Source organism: Neisseria iguanae (genome assembly GCF_003013245.1).
GTDB classification, from domain to species: domain Bacteria; phylum Pseudomonadota; class Gammaproteobacteria; order Burkholderiales; family Neisseriaceae; genus Neisseria; species Neisseria iguanae.
Window position 1 is genome coordinate 1 of the sequence record NZ_PXYY01000034.1, and the last position, 23,083, is coordinate 23,083.

The 23,083-nt window shown below is 50.1% G+C and carries 20 protein-coding genes and 7 pseudogenes; 18 read left to right on the forward strand and 9 right to left on the reverse strand.

Annotated features, from left to right (window positions below):
• Positions 1-273 precede the first annotated feature (273 nt).
• Entirely contained in the window at positions 274-1,146 is an 873-nt protein-coding gene (locus tag C7N83_RS06675) for a YicC/YloC family endoribonuclease (RefSeq protein ID WP_245911158.1), read from the forward strand.
• Between the two features lie 32 nt (positions 1,147-1,178).
• Here the strand turns inward: C7N83_RS06675 and C7N83_RS06680 are convergent, their stop codons facing one another.
• Entirely contained in the window at positions 1,179-2,240 is a 1,062-nt protein-coding gene (locus C7N83_RS06680) for a sensor histidine kinase (RefSeq protein ID WP_106741517.1), read from the reverse strand.
• Positions 2,241-2,328: 88 nt separating this feature from the next.
• Between C7N83_RS06680 and argH the strand changes: the two genes are divergently transcribed.
• Complete coding sequence (gene argH / locus C7N83_RS06685) at positions 2,329-3,711, forward strand: argininosuccinate lyase (RefSeq protein WP_106741519.1); 1,383 nt, start codon at positions 2,329-2,331, stop codon at positions 3,709-3,711.
• Between the two features lie 89 nt (positions 3,712-3,800).
• On the opposite strand, the gene C7N83_RS16595 is transcribed toward argH, so the two are convergent.
• Together C7N83_RS16595 and C7N83_RS16600 are read right to left on the reverse strand one after the other, a co-directional pair.
• Positions 3,801-4,415, reverse strand: a complete 615-nt coding sequence (locus tag C7N83_RS16595) for an NAD(P)H-dependent flavin oxidoreductase (protein ID WP_281256747.1) — start codon at positions 4,413-4,415, stop codon at positions 3,801-3,803.
• Positions 4,416-4,624: 209 nt separating this feature from the next.
• Positions 4,625-4,864 (reverse strand): annotated as a pseudogene (locus C7N83_RS16600) (hypothetical protein); the annotation flags it as partial.
• A 426-nt stretch (positions 4,865-5,290) separates the two neighbouring features.
• Here C7N83_RS16600 and C7N83_RS06695 point away from each other — a divergent pair.
• The 14 genes and pseudogenes from C7N83_RS06695 to C7N83_RS06760 form a co-directional block, all read left to right on the forward strand.
• Positions 5,291-5,816: pseudogene (locus tag C7N83_RS06695) on the forward strand (gamma carbonic anhydrase family protein).
• A 55-nt stretch (positions 5,817-5,871) separates the two neighbouring features.
• Positions 5,872-6,474: a Maf family protein gene (locus C7N83_RS06700; protein ID WP_106741521.1), complete on the forward strand. Its 603-nt coding sequence runs from the start codon at positions 5,872-5,874 to the stop codon at positions 6,472-6,474.
• A 120-nt stretch (positions 6,475-6,594) separates the two neighbouring features.
• On the forward strand, positions 6,595-7,377 hold the full coding sequence (gene rsmA / locus C7N83_RS06705; RefSeq protein ID WP_106741523.1) for a 16S rRNA (adenine(1518)-N(6)/adenine(1519)-N(6))-dimethyltransferase RsmA: 783 nt from the start codon (positions 6,595-6,597) through the stop codon (positions 7,375-7,377).
• A 14-nt stretch (positions 7,378-7,391) separates the two neighbouring features.
• Positions 7,392-7,959, forward strand: a pseudogene (locus C7N83_RS06710) (nucleotidyltransferase family protein).
• A 50-nt stretch (positions 7,960-8,009) separates the two neighbouring features.
• Positions 8,010-8,738: an amino acid ABC transporter ATP-binding protein gene (locus tag C7N83_RS06715; protein ID WP_106741524.1), complete on the forward strand. Its 729-nt coding sequence runs from the start codon at positions 8,010-8,012 to the stop codon at positions 8,736-8,738.
• Between the two features lie 89 nt (positions 8,739-8,827).
• Positions 8,828-9,187 carry a hypothetical protein gene (locus tag C7N83_RS06720; RefSeq protein WP_106741526.1) on the forward strand — a complete coding sequence of 120 codons (360 nt, stop codon included), beginning with the start codon at positions 8,828-8,830 and terminating at the stop codon, positions 9,185-9,187.
• Between the two features lie 4 nt (positions 9,188-9,191).
• On the forward strand, positions 9,192-9,641 hold the full coding sequence (locus tag C7N83_RS06725) for a protein YgfX (RefSeq protein ID WP_106741528.1): 450 nt from the start codon (positions 9,192-9,194) through the stop codon (positions 9,639-9,641).
• Positions 9,642-9,694: 53 nt separating this feature from the next.
• A complete protein-coding gene (gene folC, locus C7N83_RS06730; protein WP_106741530.1) occupies positions 9,695-10,972 on the forward strand; it encodes a bifunctional tetrahydrofolate synthase/dihydrofolate synthase in 1,278 nt (425 codons plus the stop codon).
• A 12-nt stretch (positions 10,973-10,984) separates the two neighbouring features.
• A complete protein-coding gene (locus C7N83_RS06735) occupies positions 10,985-12,028 on the forward strand; it encodes an SPOR domain-containing protein (RefSeq protein WP_106741531.1) in 1,044 nt (347 codons plus the stop codon).
• A complete protein-coding gene (locus C7N83_RS06740) occupies positions 12,021-12,557 on the forward strand; it encodes a CvpA family protein (RefSeq protein WP_106741533.1) in 537 nt (178 codons plus the stop codon). Before C7N83_RS06735 ends, C7N83_RS06740 begins: the two co-directional genes overlap by 8 nt.
• 77 nt (positions 12,558-12,634) lie before the next feature.
• Positions 12,635-14,170, forward strand: coding sequence for an amidophosphoribosyltransferase (gene purF / locus C7N83_RS06745; protein ID WP_106741534.1), 1,536 nt, complete (start codon positions 12,635-12,637; stop codon positions 14,168-14,170).
• Positions 14,171-14,405: 235 nt separating this feature from the next.
• Positions 14,406-14,897: a transcription elongation factor GreB gene (greB, locus tag C7N83_RS06750; RefSeq protein WP_106741536.1), complete on the forward strand. Its 492-nt coding sequence runs from the start codon at positions 14,406-14,408 to the stop codon at positions 14,895-14,897.
• A 142-nt stretch (positions 14,898-15,039) separates the two neighbouring features.
• Positions 15,040-15,183: pseudogene (locus tag C7N83_RS06755) on the forward strand (IS1595 family transposase); the annotation flags it as partial.
• Between the two features lie 109 nt (positions 15,184-15,292).
• Positions 15,293-15,546 (forward strand): annotated as a pseudogene (locus C7N83_RS06760) (IS1595 family transposase); the annotation flags it as partial.
• 279 nt (positions 15,547-15,825) lie between these two features.
• Here the strand turns inward: C7N83_RS06760 and C7N83_RS06770 are convergent.
• Positions 15,826-16,062 carry a hypothetical protein gene (locus C7N83_RS06770; RefSeq protein WP_146135107.1) on the reverse strand — a complete coding sequence of 79 codons (237 nt, stop codon included), beginning with the start codon at positions 16,060-16,062 and terminating at the stop codon, positions 15,826-15,828.
• Between the two features lie 50 nt (positions 16,063-16,112).
• Positions 16,113-16,415 carry an MBL fold metallo-hydrolase gene (locus C7N83_RS06775; protein ID WP_146135108.1) on the reverse strand — a complete coding sequence of 101 codons (303 nt, stop codon included), beginning with the start codon at positions 16,413-16,415 and terminating at the stop codon, positions 16,113-16,115.
• A 236-nt stretch (positions 16,416-16,651) separates the two neighbouring features.
• Between C7N83_RS06775 and C7N83_RS06780 the strand changes: the two are divergent.
• Positions 16,652-16,873, forward strand: a pseudogene (locus C7N83_RS06780) (IS1595 family transposase); the annotation flags it as partial.
• A gap of 205 nt (positions 16,874-17,078) precedes the next feature.
• On the opposite strand, the gene C7N83_RS06785 reads toward C7N83_RS06780, so the two are convergent.
• From C7N83_RS06785 to yjgA, 4 genes and pseudogenes are all read right to left on the reverse strand, one after another.
• Positions 17,079-18,251 carry a glycosyltransferase gene (locus C7N83_RS06785; protein WP_106741543.1) on the reverse strand — a complete coding sequence of 391 codons (1,173 nt, stop codon included), beginning with the start codon at positions 18,249-18,251 and terminating at the stop codon, positions 17,079-17,081.
• A gap of 101 nt (positions 18,252-18,352) precedes the next feature.
• Positions 18,353-19,024, reverse strand: a pseudogene (locus C7N83_RS06790) (IS1595 family transposase).
• Between the two features lie 59 nt (positions 19,025-19,083).
• Entirely contained in the window at positions 19,084-20,784 is a 1,701-nt protein-coding gene (gene recJ, locus C7N83_RS06795) for a single-stranded-DNA-specific exonuclease RecJ (protein ID WP_106741545.1), read from the reverse strand.
• Positions 20,785-20,860: 76 nt separating this feature from the next.
• Complete coding sequence (gene yjgA / locus C7N83_RS06800; protein WP_106741546.1) at positions 20,861-21,391, reverse strand: ribosome biogenesis factor YjgA; 531 nt, start codon at positions 21,389-21,391, stop codon at positions 20,861-20,863.
• Between the two features lie 150 nt (positions 21,392-21,541).
• Here yjgA and pmbA point away from each other — a divergent pair, with 150 nt between their 5' ends.
• Positions 21,542-22,873 carry a metalloprotease PmbA gene (gene pmbA / locus C7N83_RS06805; protein WP_106741548.1) on the forward strand — a complete coding sequence of 444 codons (1,332 nt, stop codon included), beginning with the start codon at positions 21,542-21,544 and terminating at the stop codon, positions 22,871-22,873.
• Positions 22,874-23,083: the final 210 nt, after the last annotated feature.

A 23,083-nucleotide genomic window follows, 5' to 3' on the forward strand; every position in this document is an offset into this window, starting at 1 on the left:
TCTGTGCCCGTTATTTAGTAAAACAGCTATAGAGGGGAAATTCACTGAATTAAAGACGAAAACCTGATGCCCCCGGGCTTGGGAAGAGGGGGTGAGATTATATTTGTCAGAAGATATTTTAGTAGCCTGGAATAGGATTTGGGATGAAAAATCATCCCAAATGTCCAATAGGCCGAACTCTGGGGTTTTGCAAAGGTCTCAGCCTGTCATCTGCTTGGTCACTATGGTATATTGAAACCATTTTCACTCGTAATGTAGAAACGGAGTAAAACCATGACCATTCGCAGTATGACCGGCTTTGCCAACGCCGCTGGTGAATGCGGCAGCAAGCGCATTAATTTGGAAATCCGCGCGGTTAACCACCGTTATTTAGACGTGCAGTTCCGCATGCCTGATGATTTGCGCCATTTGGAAGGTGCGTTGCGCGAACAGATTGCCGCTGAAGCCGTGCGCGGTAAATTGGAATGCCGTATTCAAATTCAAGACATCGTCCAAGGTGCGCAAAGCTTGGAAGTGAATCAGGATTTGGTGGTGCAACTGGCTGGTTTAAATGAACAATGGCGCGATCAGTTTGACGGTTTGGGCAAGCTGACCGTGGCCGATATTTTGAAATTTCCGGGTGTATTGGCCAGCCAAAGCGAAGATCTTGAAGCGTTTGCACAAGCGGTGCAGGATTTGTTAAAACAGGCGTTGAAAGAGTTTGCCGCCGCCCGCAAACGCGAAGGCAGGAAACTGGCCGATCATCTGCTTGACCGCTTGGAAAAAATGGAAGGCATTGTCGATGCATTGAGCGAATTGTTCCCGGGTTTGCTAGATGCGCACATGGAAAAAGTCCGCACGCGCTTGGCCGATGCTGTTGCAAATATCGACAATGACCGCCTGCAACAGGAATTTGCACTGTTTATTCAAAAATCCGATGTCGATGAAGAATTCAGCCGCCTGCGCACCCATGTCGGTGAAGTACGCCGCATTGTGACCGAGAGCAAAGGCAGTGTCGGCAAACGTTTGGATTTCCTGATGCAGGAACTCAACCGCGAAGCCAACACTTTAGGCAGCAAAGCCATTGCCGCCGAATGTACCCGGGCTTCGGTGGAATTGAAAGTGTTAATCGAGCAAATGCGTGAACAGGTGCAGAATATCGAATGAGGTTTTCAGACGGCCTTTTGATTATCCGGCGCTTAACCGCCAAACAAACGGTTTACATCGGAATTTTTCTTGCGGTAAGGCAGGCGGATGTCAACGCGGAACACGCCGTCAAGCTCGCGGCTTTGGATTTTGGCATCGTTGTCGTACATCAAGGTCAGGCGTTCTTTCAAGTTGTGCAAGGCCATCGAATTACCTTTATGCGGCTTGAGGTTTTTACCGCTGTCCGGCGGTGTGTAAGGGTTTTCAATGCGGATATAAATCGAAGATTTATTCAGTTTGGTCAATACGGTAATTATACCCGGACGGTGGGTTGATTCCACGCCGTGAAATACTGCATTTTCCAATAATGGCTGCAATAAAAGGTGCGGTGTTTCCGCATCGTCGGGCGCTTGGTGCTGCCACATCACCTGCACACGCAAGTGACCCATGCGGATTTGTTCGATGGCGATGTATTCCTGCGCCCATTCGATTTCCTGCCCGAGCGTACTGCTTTGGCTGCCGTCGCGTAGTTGGGCGCGGAAAAGGTTGGCCAGATTTTCCAGCAACACTTCAGCATCATACGGGCGCAAACGAATCAGGCTGATGGCGGCGTTTAGGCTGTTAAACAGAAAATGAGGCCGGATGCGGGCGGTAAGTGCGCTTAAGCGGGCTTCTGAGATAGAAGGTGCCAGGCTGTTGATGCGCGATGCTTCGGTAAACATAAAACCGAGCACGAAAATATTGAATAAGCAGAAATGCTGGATGAATCTGTCAGGATCATTGAGGTTGTTCAGAATCACCCATTCGACAAACAGGAAAATTGCTAAATTGATGAAATAAGAAATAAAAAAAGCATATTTGGAATGTTGGAGTGAAGGCAGGAAACTGTTGATGAAAAAAGCCTTCAGCAAAATCAGAAAAAGCACAGGTGCGACCCAAAGCAGATGGCGGTAGATTTCTTCGGTGTAACCCAGCGTTGACTCGCTGATTAAAGGAAACAACAGCAGTGACGAAATCACAATAATCAGCAGCCGTATCACCGTAGTCAAATTGCGCCAATCAGGCACGGCGAAAGTTTGGGATATTTTCAGAGACAATTGACGTATAATAGACATGTGTGCAACCTTCTTAGCCGTTTCGTTTTTTTATATGTCAACCTGATTTTTGCGGTTAACTTTTTGTTTATATCTGAGGAACAGTGTAATGAGTAATGATAAAACCTGGTCGGGCCGTTTTAACGAACCGGTATCTGAATTAGTGAAAAAATACACCGGTTCTATCGGTTTTGATAAGCGTCTGGCCGAGTGGGATATTCAAGGCTCTTTGGCACATGCGCAAATGCTGCATCAAAGCGGTGTATTGGGTGCCGGTAATTTATCCGCCATCCGACAAGGTATGGCCGAGATTATAGCAGAAATTGAAGCCGGCAAGATGGAATGGTCGCTGGATTTGGAAGATGTACACATGAACATCGAACGCCGCCTGACCGAGAAAATCGGCAATGCCGGCAAACGCCTGCACACCGGACGCAGCCGCAACGACCAAGTCGCTACCGACATCCGCTTATGGCTGCGCGACCAAATTACCGGCATCCAAACCTTGATTCAAGACCTTCAGACGGCCTTGGTCGAATTGGCCGAAGCCAATGCCGAAGTGGTGATGCCCGGTTTTACCCATTTGCAGGTTGCCCAGCCGGTAAGTTTCGGCCACCATATGCTGGCTTATGTCGAAATGCTCGGTCGCGATTTCGAGCGCATGGCCGACTGTCGCAAACGTGTCAACCGCATGCCGTTGGGTGCAGCGGCATTGGCCGGCACCACCTATCCGGTTCAGCGCGAAGTCACTGCTGAATTGTTGGGTTTTGAGCAAATCTGTCAAAACTCGCTCGATGCCGTGTCCGACCGCGATTTTGCCATTGAATTTACCGCCGCCGCTTCATTAGTGATGATTCATTTGAGCCGCTTGAGTGAAGAGCTGATTTTGTGGATGAGCCCGCGTTTCGGCTTTATCGACATCGCCGACCGCTTCTGTACCGGTTCAAGCATTATGCCGCAGAAGAAAAACCCCGATGTACCCGAGCTGGTACGCGGTAAGTCAGGGCGTGTCATCGGTCATCTTATGGGTTTGATTATGCTGATGAAATCTCAGCCATTAGCCTATAATAAAGACAATCAGGAAGACAAAGAACCTTTGTTTGATACGGCCGATACGCTGATTGATACCTTGCGCATTTACGCCGACATGATGCGCGGCGTGACTGTGAAGCCGGAAAACATGCGCTCCGCCGTGATGCAAGGCTTTGCTACGGCCACCGATTTGGCCGATTACTTGGTGAAAAAAGGCATGCCGTTCCGCGATTCGCATGAAGTGGTTGCCCGAGCCGTGCGTCACGCCGATGAACAAGGCGTAGATTTAAGCGACTTGCCGCTGGAGGTGTTGCAAGGTTTTTCCGATTTGGTGGCTGAAGACGTTTATGGCGTACTCACGCCCGAAGGCAGCCTGAACGCCCGCAACCACTTGGGCGGCACCGCGCCGGAGCAAGTGCGTTTCCAAGCGGCGCGTTGGAAAAAATTGTTGGCTGGATGATTTGGTTGGAATAAAAAAAGACAGGCCGTCTGAAACATGATTGAAGTTTCAGACGGCCTTTGTTATCTAAAAACAATCAATCCTTGAAGCTATTCCATAAACCCACTTACAATTTTCGCAATAATTTCTGCCGTGCTGCCGCTGCGTGCAAGTGGTGCATTTTGCCCTGCCCACAATGGTGAAAACTCATCGCTACATTGTTTTTCAGCAGCGGCACGCAATGGGGCGGATGCACTTTGAGCCAGAGGGAAAAGCGGTGCATCAGCGTGAATATAGCCGTTTTCACGCATAAAGCGGTTGATGATGCCGCGTGCCAACCCGCCGGAAAACAGGTTGGTTAAAGCAGTGGTTTCCGCACGCGGGCTTTGCAGGGCGCCGGTGCAGGCTTCGTTGGCCAGCAGTAAAGCCGTGCCGATTTGGATACCGTCTGCACCCAATGTTTTCGCCGCGCGTGCGGCGGCCGCATTGCTAATGCCGCCTGCCGCAACCACCGGCACATCTACCACCGCACGGATTTGCGGCAGCAGCGCAAAGGTGCTGATTTGTTCATGCACATTACTGCGGAACATCAAGCGGTGACCGTCCGCTTCTAAGCCTTGTGCAATTACCGCATCGGTGCCGTGTTCTGCCAGCCAACGCGCTTCGCCAACAGTAGTAGCGGAATCCAAAATTTTCGCTCCGCTTTGTTTGACCTGCTGAAGCAAATCTGCTTCGGGCAAACCGAAATGAAAGCTGACTACCGGCGGCTTGAGTTAGGCAATGACTTCCGCCTGAGCCGCCCCGAAAGGTTGCCGCCTGACGCCGTGTACAATGTCATCGGTATTGATACCGGGGTGCAAGTGTGACAAGCCATTGCTGCATGTTGTCGGCATCGGATGCGGGCTGGTAGTGGGTAAAAAAAGTTGATGTCAAACGGTGCATCGGTCGCAGCGCGTATGGCTTCTATTTCGGTACGCAGCTGTTTGGGCGGGAGCATGGCGGCAGGTAGTGAACCGAGCGCACCAGCGTGGCAGGCAGCGATGGTCAGGCGGCTGTTTTGCGCGCCGGCTATCGCGTTTGAATCACGGGCAGGCAGCAGCCAGGCAGTTGGGAAAGGCGGTTGGATATAGGTTTTTCCTTTGCAGAATCTTGTTTTTTTAATTATATGAAACAAATGTTTATCGATAATAGGGTGGTCTGGAAACCAATGTGGATGATTTTCAGACGGCCTTTGGGGGAAAAGAAGGCAACTGATAATGGTAGCGCGCAGGCTTCGGGCTGCTTAAGACGTATTCCCATTTCATCATGCGGCATTTTCCCGGCATAGGAACACGCCTACTGCGTTGGAAATGCGCGTAAGGGCTCCAAACTTTGCCGCGCGGGCTGGTTTTACCGGCGCAGCGTGTAATAAACCGTTCTCTTTAAGGACCGCCTGGTATCCGCGCATTTTTGCTCGAAAATGTGCTGTGGAGGAGAGATAAGGACACGCCCTAGGATAAATGACCCAATTACAAGGCAGCCCGAACAAATTAACCGCTTTTTCAGATGGCATTGATTATGTTATAAATCCGTTTCCAATATTGATTAAAAAGAGTGTGCCATGCCGATTCGGCCTTACACACACCACGCTCCCGAGATTCATGAGATGTGTTTTATCGACGATACCGCCGTTGTCACCGGCCAAGTCCGTCTTGCCCAGGAGGTCAACGTTTGGCCGCTGGTGGCCATGCGCGGCGATGTGAACCATATCCGTATCGGCACGCGCACCAATATTCAAGACGGAAGCGTGTTGCACGTCACCGGCACGCATCCGCAAAAGCCGGAGGGTTCGCCTTTAATCATCGGTGAAGACGTGACCATCGGCCACAAAGTGATTCTGCATGGCTGTAACATCGGCAACCGCGTGTTGGTAGGTATGGGCGCGGTTGTGTTGGATGACGCGGTGATTGACGATGAAGTTATGGTCCGGTGCAGGCAGCGTGGTGCCTCAGGGTAAGCATTTGCAAAGCGGTTTTCTGTATCTCGGTTCACCTGTCAAGCAGGCGCGCGCGCTGACCCATGAAGAAAAAGCGTTTTTAAAACAATCGGCGGTGAATTACATTAATCTGGCGCAGGAATACAAATAATTTTCAGACGGCCTATATTGAAGCAGTCTGGAAACCCTATAAAGTTTATCAAATTATGAACCATATTTATCTTGCTTCCGGCAGCCCGCGCCGGCGTGAAATTTTGGAAAATTTGGGCTATACGGTGGAGCGTTTGCCGGCCGAGATCGACGAAACGCCGTATCCGCAGGAAAAGGCCGCCGATTATGTGCAAAGGCTGGCACGTGGGAAAAACGCTGCTGCCGTGGCGCAATGGCAGGCCGCCCATACCGAACCGCCCGAGTTTCCGATTCTCACTGCCGATACCACCGTTGCTTATCAAAACCAAATTTTGGGCAAACCGGAAAATCCGGCCCATGCGGCCGAAATGCTGGCACAATTATCCGCCACCACTCATCAGGTCTACACCGCCGTCAGCGCGTATTGGCAAGGCGAAACGCGCACACTTTTGCAACAGAGCGACGTCACCTTTAAAGCCATGAACGCGGAAGAAATTTCAGCATACATTGCCGGCGGCGAACCGATGGATAAGGCCGGTGCTTACGGTATTCAAGGCTTGGGCGGCGTATTTGTCGCCCACCTGCAGGGCAGTTTTACCGGCGTGATGGGGTTGCCCGTATTTGAAACCGTTGAGCTTTTGGCACAATTCGGTCTGGCTGTGCCGCCGTTTGATAAATAGCGATACAGGCCGTCTGAAAGCGCGGTAAAAAAATATTCCGTTTTCAGACGGCCTTTTCTCAACCGGCGGATATTTTCAGTTACAATACTTCCTTGAGAAATCCCCAAATAAAGAAGCCGTATGAAAGAACACAAAGCCCGCAAACGCTTTGGGCAAAACTTTTTGCAAGACACGCGAATTATCAGCGATATCGTCCATGCCGTGCGTCCGCAGGCCGGTGATGTCGTGATTGAAATCGGCCCAGGGCTTGCTGCGATTACCGAGCCGCTGGCAAAAAAGCTCAACCGCCTGCACGTTTGCGAAATCGACCGCGATATCATCAGGTGTTTGAAAACACTGCCGTTTGCCGATAAATTGGTGATACACGAAGGCGATGTGCTGCAATTCGATTTCAACAGCATCGAAGGCAAAAAGAAAATCGTCGGTAACTTGCCTTATAATATTTCCACGCCGCTGCTGTTTAAATTGGCCGAAGTCGCCGATGACGTGGTCGACATGCACTTTATGTTGCAAAAAGAAGTGGTCGGACGCATGGTGGCCAAACCGAAAACCAACGACTACGGCCGCCTGAGCGTGATGCTGCAATATTTTTTCGAGATGGAATCTTTAATTGACGTGCCGCCCGAATCGTTCTCCCCCGCTCCGAAAGTCGATTCCGCCGTGGTACGTATGATTCCGGTGAAACACCGCATCGGCAAAGCCGGCGATTTCGAACATTTTGCCAAACTGGTCAAACTCGCTTTCCACCAGCGCCGCAAAACCATCCGCAACAATTTGGAAAAATTGGCTGGCGATGCCGATTTGGAAGCCGTGGGTATCAGCCCGCAAGACCGCGCCGAACACATTACGCCGGAAAAATATGTCGCGTTGAGCAATTATTTGGTGAATAAGGCGGCCGTCTGAAGAGGAAGGCAGCAATGGAAACCAATCTGCATAAAACCGAGCGTTTAGTCCGCGAAATCAACCGTATCCATACGCAATATTCGCATGATTATTTCGACAGCGGCAAAGTAGAAAAAATCAATTTGAGCCATACGCTGCGAAACGTGCCGACCGAACATATTTTGTCTTACCGCCTGAATCTGCACGAAGCGATTAACGATTACTTGGCTTTTGCCGATACGCGTGGCATCGACTTTTTTTACCGCGTGAAAACCGCCGAAAGCATAGACCACAAAATCGAGCGCTATTTGGCGCGTGAAAACCGATATCCGGTCAGCAATATTCTCAACGATATTTTCGGCGCGCGCCTGATTTGGCCATCTGAAACGGTGGCCGGGCTTTTGGAAAGGCTTGATGACTGGAAAGCGGAATATGGTTTGAAAAACTGGTATTTGCGCGACATAGACGGCTACATCGGCGTGCATATTTATTTCAAAAACAGCAGTATTTCTATTATCCTTGGGAATTCAGATTTGGGATGAAAAAGACGCCAGAGCCAATATTGAAAACCATATGGCGTATAAACGCGATTTTGTGCGCTGAAATGATACCAACCCGTCAAACGGATAAATAAGGCCGTCTGAAAGTAAAACATGATTAAATTCAAAAAAGTACATAAACATTTCAAAGATTTGCACGTAATTAACGGCGTGAATTTGGAAGTTAAACAAGGTGAAGTGGTGGTGGTTTGCGGTCCGTCGGGCAGCGGCAAATCCACCTTAATCCGCACTGTCAACCAGCTTGAAAGCATTGAAAGCGGTGAAATCTGGGTGGATGGCGTGAACGTGGCCGACCCGAAAACCAATCTGAACAAAGTGCGTGAAGAAGTAGGCTTTGTGTTTCAAAGTTTCAATCTGTATCCGCATTTGAACGTGTTGGAAAATATTGTGTTGTCGCCGATGAAAGTAAAAGGGCAGAGCCGCGCCCAAGCGGAAGCCAAGGCGATGGAATTGCTGGAGCGTGTAGGTTTGGCACACAAAAAAGATGCCTGGCCGAGCCAATTGTCGGGCGGTCAGCAGCAGCGTGTGGCGATTGCCCGCGGTTTGGCGATGGAGCCGCGCGTGATGTTGTTTGACGAGCCGACTTCCGCGCTTGACCCTGAAATGGTCGGCGAAGTGTTGAGAGTGATGAAGGATCTGGCGATGAGCGGCATGACCATGATGTGTGTGACGCACGAAATGGGTTTTGCCCGCGAAGTAGCTGACCGTGTGATTTTTGTCGATCACGGACAAATCATCGAAGAAGCCGCGCCGGAAGAATTTTTTACCAACCCGAAACATGAGCGCGCCAGGCAGTTTTTGCAGCAGGTGATGACGCATTAGCAGATGGCTTATGCCGTCTGAACGCTTTTCAGACGGCATTAAAGAGAAAAATATTTGAAATTGAAATATCTTGAAGTTAAAGGATAGCGATGTATTTTGTTGACCGCACCGCAGTGGTGTTGAAGCCGGCTGCGCGTTTTTTAGAATGGCTGAAATCGGCGGATGAAAATATGCCTGATTTGACGGTAGAACAAATCCGCACCAACTGTTCGGTGTTTTTGGTGCCGGAATTTGATGAACCGGAAGCGGTGATTTCGTATTTTGACGAGCGTTACCGGCAGATTTTTGAAGCGGAAATCGCCGGATGGGACGTGGATAAAGCCAAATGGCCGCAAGACATGAGCCTGAAGGCATTTTGGGAATTTTTCGAAATCGAAATCCATGATATGGTTTTGGACATGGAAGATGCCGATTTAAATGTCAGCCCCGTGTTCGACAACATGATGTAATGCCATGTTTGCTTTTCAGACGGCCTTGACGCCTTCCCGCAGCCTGAAAACCGCTGTGATTGTTCTGCATCTGATTGCGGCGGTAATGTGCGCGGCGTGGTTTTACGGTGCAATGCTGTGGCTGGGTTTGCTCGGTTTGATGGTGAGTTCCGCCTATGCTTGGCGTCATGCCGGTTTAAAAGGCCGTAAGGCGGTTACGCAAATCGCGGTAAACCGTCTGCAGCAGGCGGCTATCTTTGTCGGGCGGGAGCAGACGGCGTTTGAAGCAGTATTGGGCGGTTCTTCCTTGGTTACGCGTTATGTGCTGTTTTTGCAATGGCATACCGGCAGCCGTACCATGTGGCAATTGGTCCTGCCCGATATGTTGGATAACGAAACCCACCGCCGCTTGCGTGTTTGGGCGCGTTGGTGTCAGGCGGAAAATCCGGTCAAACAAAAATCCGGGTTTGAATGATAAAAGCGGTTGTCTATTTCAGACGGCCTCGAATGATAAATATCTTTAACATAATGAAAACACTACAAGACTGGCTCTCTCATTTGGAAACCGACCACAGCACCGGCCTGATTGACATGGGTTTGGAACGCGTCGGCGAAGTGAAAGCGCGCATGGGCCTGACGCCGAAATGTCCCGTGGTAGTGGTGGCAGGCACGAACGGCAAAGGCTCGGTGTGTGCCTATTTGTCGCAGATTTACAAACAGGCCGGCTTCAAAGTCGGCACGCTGACCAGCCCGCATATTTTGCGCTTTAACGAACGGATTGCTGTGAACGCCGGGCCGGTTGATGATGAAACCATTGTGGCGGCGTTTGAACGCATTGAAGTGGCGCGCGGTGACATTTCGCTGACTTATTTTGAATTCAACACCTTGGCTGCGGTGGATATTTTCATGCGCGCGCAAGTGGATGTGATGGTATTGGAAGTCGGCTTAGGAGGGCGATTGGACGCAGTGAATGTGTTCGATGCCGATTGTGCCGTGGTGACCAGCGTGGATCTAGATCATCAGGCATTTTTGGGCGATACCGTTGAGCAGGCCGGTTTTGAAAAAGCAGGTGTGTTCCGCAGCGGCAAGCCTGCGATTTGCGGCCAGAATCCGCCGCCGGAATCGTTGCGCCAACACGCTGAAGCCATCGGTGCAAATTTGCTGTTACCCAAAGAAGATTTTGATTTCAACACCTTGGAAAATGTACAATGGAATTATCAATTCCATCCGAAAGTTTCAGACGGCCTGTTGCCCAAACGCCGTAATGCGCTGCCGTTTCCGGCCTTGCGCGGTGCCTATCAAATCGGTAATGCCGCCGTAGCGCTGACGGTGTTGGAATGCTTGAACGGTAAATTGCCGATTGATATCGGTGCGATTAAACGCGGGTTGCTGCTGGTGGAAAATCCGGGTCGTTTCCAAGTGTTGCCGGGGCATCCGTTAACGGTTTTGGATGTCGGCCACAACCCGCATGCCGCCCGTGCATTGCGCCACAGCCTGATTAAGCTGGCCTTTGCGCAAAACCGCATAGCGGTGTTCAGCATGTTGGCCGATAAGGATATCGACGGCGTAGTGGATATTGTGAAAGACCAGTTTGACGAATGGTACATCGCGCCTTTGGATATGCCGCGCGGCATGACGATTGAGGCCTTGCAGGACAAACTGGTGCAGCACGACATTGATAAAATCCAAATGTTCGACCATGTCCCAAGCGCCTACCAGGCAGCTTTGGCGAAAGCTTCTGAAAATGATAGAATTGTCGTTTTCGGCTCGTTTCATACTGTTGCTGATGTGATGGCAACGTTGTAAATAGGAAATTTCATGTCTGACGATAAGCAAAAAGAAGTTTTAACCGGTTATGAGCAGCTCAAACGCCGCAACCGCCGCCGCTTGGTGATGACGTCAGGATTGGTTGTGGTTGCCGGTATTCTGTTGACTTCCATATCGGGTACAGACAACGGCGGCAAGCAAAACGCACCGGCGCCAACTGCCGCTGCCGCCCAAAAGGATGCGCAAGTTGATGCCGTTAGTGCTGCTGTGTTGGAACCGAGCAGCAGTGAAGAGATTGAAGCGGCTGCCAAAGAGCAAGCCCCGGCCACAGAAAGTATCCGGCCTGAGCCGCCGGTAGAAGTATTGAAACCTGCGGCGGCAACACCGCCGCAAGACATCGGTCCACCTTTGGTGTTGATTAACGACAAATTGGTCGACAGTGACATCAAAGGTTTGGAAGAATCAGAGCGGATTCGCAAGGCCGAAGAAGAAAAACGTGCGGCGGAAGAGCAGAAAGCCGAAGCGCGCCGTCAGCGTTTAGCCGAACAGCGTGCGGCCAAACGTGCCGAAGAGAAACGCTTGGCCGCAGAAAAGGAAGCAGTTAAGAAACGTGCAGCCGCGGCCAAGGCGGAAAAATCCAAACGCGATGCAGAAGCCGAACGTAAGCAAGCGGAAAAAGCCGCTGCCGAACGTAAAGCCAAACAAACTGAAGAGAAAAAGGCTGTTGCGGCAAAAGCCAAGGCCGAAGCGGAGAAAAAAGCAGCTGCGGCAAAAGCAAGAGAAACCGAGAAAAAAACAGCTGCCAAGAAAGCCGAATCAGCAAAATCCAAAACGTCTGAAAAAGCAGCCGATACCCAATCCAAAGGCCAGAAAGCCGCAATCCAGGCCGGCTATGCCGATAAAGAACGCGCGCAAAGCCTGCAGCGCAAAATGAAGGCGGCCGGTATCAACGCGACCATCAGCGAAATCAAAACTGATAAAGGCGTGGTTTACCGTGTGAAATCAAATGCGTATAAAAGCCGCCAGGAAGCCGCGAAAGATTTGGAAAAGCTGCGTTCAAAAGACGGCATTGCGGGGCAGGTAGTGAATGAGTAATATTCCTTTGGCGGATATTTTGGCCTTTGGCGTGATTGCAGCATGCATTATCATGTCGCTCATGCGCGGCGCAATTGCCGAAATCAGTTCGCTGATTACGTGGATTGTGGCGTTTTTCATTGCCAAGTGGTTTGCCGTGCCGTTTGCCGAAATTGCGTTTAAGTCTGTTGAGCCGCAGGCTTTAGGCGTGGCATTGGCTTTTATCATGCTGTTTATCGCAGCATGGCTGGTGCAGCGCTTCCTGCGTTCTTTATTGGCGGCAGGCGTATCAGCCATCGGGCTGGGCAGCGTTAACCGTTTGCTCGGCGGGGTGTTCGGCGCGGCCAAAGGTGTGTTGTTGGTGACTTTGGCCGTGATGGCCTGTTCCTACACCGATTTGCCGGAAACGGAAGACTGGCAGGCTTCACACAGTATTCCTTATTTTGAAACATTGGCGCATGATGTCTTGATGCCTTATTTGCCGGCCATTGGTAATAGCTTGAACGGTACGGACATTCTTCATAATAGAACTAGAACCGGTTTCAGATGACCTCTTGATACAAGCCGTCTGAAACCGGTTTAATCTTGTTATTTCGTTGGGTTAATTCTTTCATTCGGAGAACGCAAATGTGCGGTGTATTGGGGTTGGTGAGTAACGGGCCGGTCAATCAGCTTTTGTACGACGGTTTGCAGATGTTGCAGCATCGCGGTCAGGACGCGGCAGGTATTGTGACGGCCGAGGGCAGCATGTTCCACATGCACAAAGGCAAAGGCATGGTGCGCGAAGTATTCCGTACCCGCAATATGCGCGATTTAATCGGCCGTTCAGGCATTGCCCATGTACGTTATCCGACGGCAGGCAACCCGGGCAGCAGCGCCGAAGCGCAGCCGTTTTATGTCAGCTCGCCGTTCGGTATCGTGTTGGCGCACAACGGCAATTTGACCAACACCGCCGAATTGTACGAAAACGTGTGTCACAAACACCTGCGCCACATCAATACCAGCTCTGATTCGGAAGTTTTACTGAATGTGTTTGCACATGAATTGCGCCACGAAGTATCGAAAAACAACAATAAAGTATTGAGCACCGACAATGTGTTTGCTGCCGTGAAAGCCGTTCACGAATTGGTACGCGGCGCATATGGCGTGGTGGCGATGATTGCCGGCTACGGCATGGCGGCATTCCGCGATCCATACGGCATCCGTCCGTTGGTGTTGGGTTCGAAAACTGATGGAAACGGCTTCAAATCTTATGCTGTGGCTTCCGAATCGGTGGCATTTAATGCTTTGGAATATGATTTGGAACGCGACATTGAGCCGGGTGAAGCCGTGTTTATCAGCTTTGACGGCCAGCTTTTTTCGCGCCAATACAGTGAACCGCAATTGAAACCGTGTTTGTTCGAATACGTTTATTTCGCCCGTCCCGACTCGGTGATTGACGGAGTATCCGTGTATCAGGCACGTTTGAATATGGGTGTGTCGCTGGCCGAAAAAATCAAGCGCGAACTGCCGGTGGACAACATTGACGTAATTATGCCGATTCCCGATACCAGCCGCCCGAGTGCGATGGAATTGGCTATGTATTTGAACAAACCGTACCGAGAAGGTTTGATTAAGAACCGCTATATCAGCCGCACCTTTATTATGCCGGGGCAGGCAACGCGCAAAAAATCCGTGCGTCAGAAATTAAGCCCGATGGGAACCGAATTCAAAGGCAAGAACGTGTTGTTGGTGGACGACTCGATTGTGCGCGGAACCACCAGCCGTGAAATTGTCGAAATGGTTCGTGCTTCGGGTGCGCGCAAAGTCTATATTGCTTCAGCCGCGCCGGAAGTACGCTTCCCAAATGTGTACGGCATCGATATGCCTACCCGCGAGGAATTGATTGCCAACGGCCGCACACCTGCCCAAATCGCACAAGAAATCAGCGCCGACGGCATTGTGTTTCAAAATTTGAATGATTTGGAAGCTGTGGTCAAAGCCTTAAATCCGAAAATCCAAGCTTTTGATTCTTCCTGCTTTGACGGCATTTACCTGACCGGCGATATTAATGAAGCCTATTTGCAGCGTTTGTCGGAAGGTAAAACCGGATGTGGCGGGCTGAAAGTCATGCCGAGCAAAATAGAACACGGCATCACCATCGGCAGCAGCGACGCAGAATAAGCCTGAAACAGAGGCCGTCTGAAAACAAAAAAAGTTTTCAGACGGTCGGAGACCTTTGCAAAACCCCAGAGGTGGGTGCAGCTCAAAGCATCCGCATCGCAGAACGCGCAGACATGTCATGAAAAGGCCAGGTGTTCGAAAAGCGCGGCGCGAAGAAATGTGCCAAAGATGGGGAATCGGCAAAGGTCCCAGCCTTTTCTTTGCGTTAAAATAGCGCTCCGGCAAAGGATTAACTATGGCAGCAGAAACTAAAAACTACATTACGCCCGTCGGCTGGCAGGCTTTGAAGAATGAGCTTTATCAGCTAGTGAACAAAGAACGTCCCGAAATCGTGCAAATCGTCAATTGGGCAGCTGGCAATGGTGACCGTAGCGAAAACGGCGATTACCTTTACGGCAAGCGTCGCATGCGTGAAATCGACCGCCGAATCCGTTTCCTGACCAGACGTTTGGAAGCAGCAGTAGTCGTTGATCCTGAAATACGCGAACCGACCGACCAGGTATTTTTCGGTGCAACGGTTGAATTGTTGCGCGGTGATGGCAGCGAGCAAACCGTCAAAATTGTCGGCGTGGACGAAATCGACACCGCACAAAACAAAATTTCGTGGATTTCCCCGTTGGCGCGGTGCCTGATTAAAGCACGTGAAGGTGATGAAATCGTGCTCAACAGTCCCGAAGGACGCGAAGAGATTGAGATTTTATCGGTAGCCTATTGCCGTATTGACTGAAGCCGTCTGAAAAATTCAATGTTCGGTTGGGTTGAAATAATCTAATCAGTATATTTTATTCGAACCTGTCTATGGTTTTAATAATAATTTAGGGGCTGTCCTGGATAACTCGGGAAATTCAAATTAAGTCAGAATTATCCCCATGCGTAAAAGTCGTCTAAGCCGGTACAAACAAAACAAACTCATTGGGCTGTTTGCTGCAGAAGTTACCACCCGAACAGCATCCTGGTTAGTTGGTGTAACAAAAATACCGCAGCCTTACTTTCATCGTTTACGATTACTTATTTTTATTTTATAGTCGATTAAAATCAAACCAATACTGCGTTGGCGCGCCTTGCCGTACTAAGCGTACTGTCTTCGGCGCACCGCCTTGTCTTGATTTGATTTTAATCGACTATATTAAAACAGCCTGCATCTGGAAATGTTTACCAGAGAAGTAGACGTTGACGAAAGTGATTTTGGCGTAAAGGTAAACGGCCGTGGTGCCGCCGGCAAAGTTGCTGTATTCGGGCTTTTAAAGCGAAACGGTAGCGTTTTTACCGTTACCGTACCGAATACGCAAACAGCTGTTTTGCTGCCAATCCTCCGCAAACAGGTTAACCTGACAGCATATGTTTATATGGACTGTTATCGCCGTTATGATGTGTTATAGTCAAATTACTTTGAAATGATACGGTGTTAGCCTGCTTTGCCGTACTGTCTGCGACAGGCTGCCTTGTCTCATTCCCAACTGAATTAACTGACGCTGCCGGTCTATTCGCTTTACGCGCTCTATCTCAGCCGGCACTGTCTGCCTCTGGCCGTGCGCAGCTTGTTAGATTTCTTGGCAGAACGGTTTGAAAGGGAAGGGTAGTAAAGCAAAGGCCGTCTGAAAGTGTATAAATCGTTCAGACAGCCCTTATTGCTTTCTCAATGCCTTATCCGTCTACTATTCCTTGCCGATAAAACCATCGGCATATTTCTCACCCATCTTCGGCACATCCAAAACAAGGCTGTGTTCTCTGGCACTTTTCACCGCATTATTAATCGATTCATACCACGGATTGCGTCCCAAGCTGAACACACCCCAATGCATGGCACCATCTTTTACGCCTTCAAATCCAATGCTGCCTGCGCTGATTGATCGGCGAACATATACGTTTTCGACCAACCGGCATCGGCGCATTGATTTCAATAAAGGCAAGGTCAAAGCCGCCGTATTTTTTGCCTATATCGCTAAAATGCTTTGCATAACCGGTATCGACGCTCCAATAATAGCCGCCTGCTGCCTTCGAATACAAACAACGCCCACAGCGTTTTATTGCGGTCTTTCGTCCAGCGTATGGTGGCCACTTCCAAATGGTTGTTATGGTTGTGCGTAATCAGCACCACATCAATCTCATGCTGAATTGGCGCTTCCTGAAAACGCGGCGCAATCAAAAACGCATTCAGCGAATCGGCATTGTCGAGCACGAGATCGATTGAGAAACGCCATCCAATTCCAAATTGCCGAAGTATGCTCCAGCCAATAATAAGCAAAGTGTTCAAGCCGTCTGAAACTGGTTTTGTCCAACATCACCATCGGCAAATACCCTTTCGGCGTATAACCTTTATAACGCACAAACCTGCCCTGCCTAGTGGTTTTTCGGGATAATACGGCAAATCGATGGTGTCGGTGAACTATATTTCGCTGCCACCCCAGCTTTTGCATTGCAGGATTCCAATTTGGTGGGCGTGTTGCCGCAACACCTTGCCCGCACACTGCCGAATATGCAATAGATGTGAGTGAATTTCTCCATTTTAGTATCAATCACGGTACACATTTTGCTGAAAGACAAAACCCTATTAACGGGATTAAGCATTTTTGGAATCAGGCAAAACGGCATTGACGCAAGTTGAACGGTATTGCCAAAGCGCATTTCGAGCTGTATTTGAAGGAATGTGAACGGCGTTTTGACAACATCGGGATAAAAGTTCAGATTTTTATTTTAAAATAATTAGTAAAACGTAATTTATCCTGATTATCTAGGACATAATCATAATTTAAATAATAAATAATCTTCTATAGTCATCTATTGACTGATAAAGAAACTATATCCTTCAAGACAAGTGCGCAGTGACCTGCTGAGAAAGATACAGTTTGTTTGCAGATAATTCCGTTTTGCAGATAATTCCGTTATTTTTGGAATGTCCGTCAACGGTTTATCCGACAATATTTTCAAATTTGGCAATCAATTGGTTGATAACCGCTTCTTCGCTGAATTCGGCCAAACAATCTTGACGTAGCTTTTTCGGTGAAAAATGGTCGCGGTTTTCATACATTTGAATTAAGGCATCGGCAAGTTCGTCAATGTTCCCGGTCGGAATCAGAAAGCCGTTCTCCGGCCGTACAATCGATTGTGGGCCGCCACATTTTGTTGCAATTACCGGCAAACCTTGTGAAAGGGCTTCAATATACACCACGCCGAAGGTCTCGGTGCGGCTGGCTAAGACAAATGCATCACTTTGACGCATCACATGCAAAACTTCATCTGTTTTAAGTGCACCTAAAAAGGTGACGGAGTCTGTAATACCCAATTGCGCAGCCAAATTATTCAGATTACCGGCTTCAGGTCCATCGCCACCGATTTTGAGTTTTAAATGAGGATATTTCTGCAAGGCTTTGGCAAAGGCGGGCAAGAGTAAATCATGCCCTTTCAGGTGGCGCAGGTGGGAAACGCTGCAGAAGATAAATTCGCCGTCTGACTGCTCTTTAAATTCAAAAGGTTCAGTAAAATTTCTGCCTAAAACATTTGGTAGGTATGTCCATTGCGTGCCGGGATATTTTTGATTGAGCAATTCGACAAAATCCCGGCTGACGGCATAAAGTGCGCTTGCATGTTTGGCTGCTTCGCGCATGGCCGGCCATTGGTTGGTTCGGATTAGATTGCGTGCATATGTGCTGCTGTGTTCGGTAATGACGTAAGGAATGCCGAATTGCTTGAAAATTTCAGAAGCCAAGATGCCTGCATAATTCATAGCGTGAGCATGTATGACATCAGGCCGGCCGTTTTCTTGAATATAGGCTTTAAAGGCTTTCAAACCGGCTTTAACCCAGCGGATACGGTCGATATCGACAATCGGGCAGCGTGGAAAAAAATACATGCTGTCATAAATGTAAGTATTCAGACCGCCGTGTCGGTGTTTGTTTATGCCGTAGGGCCCGGAAAAAATGGTTTCAGGCTGGCTGCGTAAAAATCGAAACATTGGTGCGACGACCCCAACTTTCTTAATTTTGCTGTTTTTTTGTAATCCTTGAGCTTGGATTTTGAAAAAAATTCCATCAATATCTTGTTCGGATTTGGGATACCAAGAAGGAATAACGACGATGTGCATGGGTGCTTTCCTAAAAATAGATGGAGAATGATTTAGTTTATTCAAACCTAAAAAAACAAAAAATAATTCAATGTCAATATTATTTATGGGGCTGACGCAGATTAGCCCCAAACACCACACCATTGCCGCAACATTTCAAGCTGCCCCGACGGTACGCCAAAGTTAAAGCGGAACCCGCATCCTTTCAAGGACAGCGGGAAAGGTTTACGCTCAATCCCCATTGTATTTGCGCAAGACGTACCTAGTCCGGTTCCAACAATTTCCAATGCCGCCGATAGGGTTTTGACGGTCTGCAAAAAACCGTGAACGGTTGATACGGTGATGCGCGAACCTGCCCGCATCAAGCACGTCACAGCCCTTGTCACTACCGGTATAAACAATGTTATCAGGTGTTGTTTGCTGTTTGATAACCGGAAATAAGGCATCCTGTCCGTTATCCCCCGCAACGGCGGTACCAACCTTTCCCTGCCGCTTTAAGGTGCCGGATACCGCCGCTTTCCCTGCTGCTCGTCCGCGTTTGCCCTTACGCCGACCGCCGAAACAACCCCCGTCCGGCCCGGTAGGGCCTCTGAAAACCCTGCCGGCTTCCTGCACCAAATGACAGGCTGTCACCCGGCTGGTTTACGGTAGGACAACATAGCCCAATCGGGTTGGATACCCAAAATATCAGCGGCTGCACGGGCTGTGGCTTCCGGTACAAAAAATCGGAGAAGTTTTCTTTGGGTATTCTTTGTTAATTTGCAATGGTTATCTTCATTTTTGCAGTCTGACACGACAGCTAATCTGCTTCAGCCCCAATAATTATGTTTCAGACGGCCTGCTCCAATTCATCTTATGCCGCTTCCCAATAGTCAATGTAAAGCTGCAATTCCACATTATTGCGCCATTCGTTAGCCACCGGCCGATACACGGTGCGGATGTACTCGGGGAGTTCTTCGTTGCACCGCCAAAACATGGCCTCAAATTCAAAGCCGTCTTTTTGCAGCCACACTTTTTTATGTTTGCCTTCCGCCCCCATCCATTGCTGGCGCACAACGTGAAATTCGTCGGTGAAACTCGGCGGCGCAAAACCCTGCCCCCAGACATGGCGGGCAAGGTTTTGCGCTTGTTCCAGCGTGATGTCGCCTGCGGGCAGGCTTCCGTCGGTAATAAAAGTTTGCGATAAATCGCCTTCGCGTACCATGTCGCGCACAGCCTGTTCAAAAGCCGTCTGAAACGCCGGAATATTGTGTTCCCAAATACTCAAACCTGCCGCCATCGCATGACCGCCGAATTTCAAAATCAAATCAGGATGACGCTTGCTCACCAAGTCCAGCGCGTCACGCAGGTGCAGATTGGGAATGGAACGCCCCGAGCCGCGCACTTCGCCGTTATCCGCCGGTGCAAACACAATGGTCGGACGGTAAAAACGGTCTTTCAAGCGGCTCGCGACAATGCCGACCACGCCTTGATGATAGTCTTCACGGAAGGCAACCAGCGTGGTCTGCCGGTCCGGCAGGGTTTCGGGGAACGAATCCAACGCGTCTTGCAGCATAGATTGCTCGATTTCGCGGCGTTCGATATTAAGATTGTTCAACTGTGCCGCCAATTCCTGTGCCTGCACGTCATTATCCGCCAACAAACAGGCTATGCCGAGCGACATATCATCCAAACGGCCGGCCGCATTAATACGCGGCCCGAGCGCGAAACCCATGTCAAACGGCTGTGCCTTACGCCAATCGCGTCGCGCCACTTCAAATAATGCTCGAATGCCCGGCCGCATTTTACCCTGCCGCATGCGTTTCAAACCTTGCGACACCAAAATGCGGTTGTTGTGGTCGAGCGAAACCACGTCGGCCACCGTGCCCAAAGCCACCAAATCCAACAATTCTGCTAAATTCGGTTCTTTCAGGCCGTCCGAAAAATAACAACGGCGGCGCAATTCGGCACGCAAGGCCATCAACACATAAAAAATCACGCCCACACCGGCCAGACTTTTGCTCTTGAAACTGCAACCGTGCTGGTTCGGATTCACAATAATGCAATCTGGAACCTGCTCGGCAGGCAGGTGATGGTCGGTTACCACTACCTCCAAACCCAACGCCTGCGCGCGTGCCACCCCGGCCAAACTGGCAATGCCGTTGTCCACCGTCAACAGCAGATTCGTGCCCTTTTTCGCCGCAATTTCCGCCAACTCAGGTGTGAGGCCATAGCCGTGTTCAAAGCGGTTGGGCACCAAAAAATCCACTGTCGCACCCATTGCGCCCAGCCCTTTTACACCCACCGCGCAAGCCGTTGCACCATCAGCATCGTAGTCGGCCACAATCAGGATTTTCTCCTGCCGCCCAATGGCTTCCGCCAAGCGCACTGCCGCCGCTTCGCATTGGGTCAGCGACTGATACGGCAGCAACCCGGTGAGCTTGTCTTCCAGTTCCTGCGGTGTCTTCACATCACGCGCGGCACACAGGCGTGCAATCAGCGGATCGGCACCGGCATTGATTAAGGTGTCGCACACCGATTGGTTGACGGGACGGGTTTGTATCTTTACGGCCATGTTCGGGTTTTCGTTAATAGGGATAGATGGTTTTCAGACGGCCTTATTTGTCAGGCCGTCTGAAACCGGATTCGGATTATGCTTCGTTATCCTCTGCGTCAAAGCCGCCGCCAGTATCACCTTCCATCACGGCTTTCACTTCTTGGAACAAGATGCGGAAGCTCTTCGGCGGTTTGTTGTGCGCCTGCTCTTTTCGCGTGTTGCGGATTAAGGTACGCAGCTTGCCGGCATCGGCTTTCGGGTAATCGGCCATAAACGCGGTGAACGCCTCATCGTCGGCAATCAGGCGTTCCCGTATCTGCTCGACGCGCTGCAGAAAAGCGTTATGCGCCGCATTATCGCCGCGCAGCTTGGCCAGATAGCGTTCGACCGGCCCGGGATCGGTGTTGCGCATCAGGCGTCCGATGTATTGTGCCTGACGTTTGAGCGCGCTGTTAGAGGTGATTTTTTTATAGGTTTGCACGGCTTCGTATAAATCTTCGCCCAAACCGATTTTCCTGAGCGCTTCGTTCGACAGCTTGGTCAATTCCATGCCCAAGTCCTGCAGATGGTTCATCTGTTTTTTCATCCGGGTTTTACTGACCCATTCTTCTTCGTTTTCAAACATATCATTATTCTGTTCGCAAAAATTCCCAATTGTCGATTTTACCATGAGATGAAGACGCTGTCGGTTCAATATATTCCGACAATGACGACATTTTTGCCGAGGCCGTCTGAAAACAGTTAAAATAAGCACAATTTTATCCGGATAATGTTTATGCTGTTCAACCACTCTCAAGACGAACTGATTCAACTGTGCGGCCAAACCCTATCACTGGCGCAGAAATTGGGCGCTACGGCTGCCGAAGCCGATTTCAGCGAATCAATCGGCCAAGGCGTGAGCGTGCGCCTGAACGAAATCGAACAAATCGAATTCCAGCAAGACAAATCGTTGGACATCACGGTTTACGTCGGCCAACGCAAAGGCCGCGCCAGCACCGCCGATTTTTCGCCACAAGCCCTGCAGGATACAGTTCAAGCCGCCATCGATATTGCCAAATACACCGCCGAAGACGATTGCGCCGGCTTGGCAGATAAAGCATTGATGGCCACCGAAATCGGCGATCCCGACCGCTATCACGAGTGGGATTTAAGCGCAGAAGCCGCCATCGAGTTAGCCAAACAATGCGAACAAGCTGCCCTATCATTCGACCCCAAAATCGAAAACTCCGAAGGCGCAGGCGTACAAACCAGCCATTACCAATACGTTTACGGCAATTCACACGGCTTTCTGGCACACCAGCAAGGCACGCGCCACAGCATCTCCTGCAGCGTGGTAGCCGCTGACAGGCAAGGCATGCAGCGCGATTATTGGTATGACGCGTCCTGCCGCCACCAGGACATGGCATCACCGGAAACCATTGGCCGCACCGCCGCCGAACGCACCGTGCGCCGTCTTGACAGCCGGACCTTACCGACCGGCAACTATCCCGTAATATTCGATACCACCATAGCCGGCGGCTTAATAGGCCATTTGGTCGGTGCATTGAGCGGCGGCGCGCTTTACCGTCAAAGCAGCTTTTTAATCGACAGCCTAGGCAAAAAAATCTTACCCGGTTTCGTCAACCTGCGCGAAGAACCGCATATCCCACGCGCTTTCGGCAGCACCTACTTCGACTCCGAAGGCGTCGCCACCCACCCGCGTTTCCTGATTGAAAACGGCGTGGTGCAAGGCTATCTGCTGAGCAGCTACAGCGCCAGAAAACTCGGCATGACTTCCACCGGCAATGCAGGCGGCGCACATAATCTGTACCTCAGCCATACCCATGCGGCACAAACCGATTTGCTTAAAGAAATGGGCACAGGCTTACTGGTGACCGAATTGATGGGACAAGGTGTGAACACCATCACCGGCGACTATTCGCGCGGTGCCGCCGGATTTTGGGTAGAAAACGGCGTGATTGCCTATCCGGTGCACGAAATCACCATCGCCGGCCGCCTGCAGGACATGTATCAAAACATTGTCGGCATCGCCAACGATGCACTACGCCGCTCATCCAACAAAATCGGTTCGATACTCATCAGCGGAATAACGGTAGCAGGGGAATAAGGAATCAGATTTAAGGCCGTCTGAACATAGGTATTACCCACATCATTGTCAGACGGCCTTGTAATTTATTGTTGAATAAATAAGGGGCTGACGTAGATTATCAGTCATGATGGGCTGCAAAAATGAAGATAAGCCGTTGCAAATTAAAAAAGCGTATCCCAAAGAAACGGCTTCAGTTCCTGTATTGGAACGAACTGCCCGTTCCGCCGC